2 protein-coding genes are annotated in these 1,960 nt (G+C 37.0%); both read left to right on the forward strand.

Annotation, left to right across the window (positions count from 1 at the left end; all coding sequences use genetic code 11):
* Positions 1-227: 227 nt before the first annotated feature.
* The gene (locus tag ACED46_RS21780; RefSeq protein ID WP_371722440.1) at positions 228-1,076 is read left to right on the forward strand and encodes a DUF2971 domain-containing protein; all 849 of its coding nucleotides are present in this window, start codon (positions 228-230) and stop codon (positions 1,074-1,076) included.
* Positions 1,077-1,308: 232 nt separating this feature from the next.
* A complete protein-coding gene (locus ACED46_RS21785; protein ID WP_371722441.1) occupies positions 1,309-1,875 on the forward strand; it encodes a hypothetical protein in 567 nt (188 codons plus the stop codon).
* The last annotated feature ends 85 nt before the right edge of the window (positions 1,876-1,960 follow it).

The raw sequence follows: 1,960 nt of genomic DNA on the forward strand, positions 1-1,960 counted from the left end.
TCTGCCCCAAAATCACTTAGATTAAATACTCTACTCAATTCAGAGGGCGTGCGTTTACCCTACTAAAACTTATTCGATTGATTTGATAACTGTTCACTCCCGTCATTAGGCGACATCTTGCAGTCTAAATCAGTTGAGTTAATATAAAAATGACTGCATCACCGAAGGATGAAAACGACAATCTGTCGTCTAATAAGCGTTATGTTTACAATGAGGTTTGGAGAATTATGGAAGTAATAGTGGGAGAAAGTGCATTGGTAGATGAGTCTCTTTGGCGCTACATGTCACTTGATAAATTGATTAATTTGTTAGAAACCAAACAATTATATTTCACTGCGTTGGAAAGCTATAATGAAAGTGATCCATTTGAGGGTTATATGCCAGATGTTGCCGCTAAAGCTTTTGCTGAAGTATTTGGTTCTCAAGTTAGTGAGCTTAAACAAGCTTATGAGTCGCTAAAACAAATAGATGACACCCACAACAATCCTAAACTTGATGAAATGAGGGATGGAATTGAAAAGCTTGGTTCCATCATGGAATTAGCTTTTCATAAAATTTCAAAAGGAATAACTGTAAACTGTTGGCATAGCAATCGTGTTGAATCAGAAGCGATGTGGAAATTGTATTCAGATGATGGCAAGGGTATAGCGGTCAAGACATCAGTTGAGCGTCTACGTAGTGCTTTAAAAGGCCAAGTCTTTGGCAAGAAAGTCCAAATTGGTAAGGTAAAGTATCTCGACTTTTCAGATACAAACCTAACACCAAAATGCTGCGTTGTTGATGGTCATATCAGCCCTCTGATTAAACGTTCATCATTTAGTCACGAAAACGAGCTTAGATGTTTCATTGTTAACCAAGTACCTACTACTAATATTGAGAATTATCTCCCAAGTGCCGATAGTGTTCCTGTTGATTTAAATGGGTTGATAGAAGCTATCTATATATCTCCTTTTGCCAAAGAGCCTTTCACTTCAAGTGTGTTTGCTATGTGCCGTAAGTACGGGATCGAAGATAAGGTTATAAAATCTACTTTACTGGATAGCAGTGGTTTCTTGTCAAAGCTAAGTGACTGGTAAACATAACAAACAATTCAAGAGTGATTCAGCACGCTTGGCATTTTGGGTTTGAGTCGAGTTTAGTGTTTACGGAGTCCATATTGAGTGTTGTGGTAGCGTGCTTCACACCTTAATTGGGCTATGTTTATATGGAGATAATGTGCATATATTTATTTTAGTTCTAATCGGGTTGGCAATTCCTATGTTGACTCCGTTGCTATTCAAGTTATTCATATCGTATGTCCCTGGTTACATGGATGGAACAGAAGACGGCTGGTTAAGCTACCTTGGTGGTTATTCAGGTGGCTTTTTAGCTTTTATCTCCGCGTACATATTGTTTTACAAGCAAAAGTCATTGTCTGACAGATGTTGGTTTACTTGGCATATGTCAGAAAACACAATGGAGAAAGAAGCCGATACGTTCTTATCAGTTTTGTTTAGTAATGAAAAACGTATCAAAAGTTTTGATTACAAAAAAAGAATGGTATTAGACTGGGGAGTGTATGGAGTAGCGGTAATTCGCCTAAAGAATGTTAGCTCCAACTATGCTAAGTCAGTTGATATTAAGTTAGTTACAGGATGTTCAACGATCAAACCGTTTGCTCACAGACAAGAAAGCAACATAATTTCTAAGTGGTCACATTTAAGCGAACTGGAATCGAATGAAACATTTGAGTTCGTACTTCACATAAACCCTAACCTCATCGAAGAAAACAAGACTATAAAGTTTAAAATATCTAGTGAGAGTTTAACTGGTGTAAAAAGTACGCAGTACACAAAGCTGCTTTGCAAAAATAATTCATTTCAGTTGAGCAACTAAACATACAAACGTTTAAGGTTTCAAGATACTTTTTCTAATCCAAATTTAGCACGTTAGAATCCATACTCTAACGTGCTTTTGTCCA

The organism is Vibrio sp. 1S139 (genome assembly GCF_041439475.1).
GTDB lineage: Bacteria > Pseudomonadota > Gammaproteobacteria > Enterobacterales > Vibrionaceae > Vibrio > Vibrio crassostreae_C.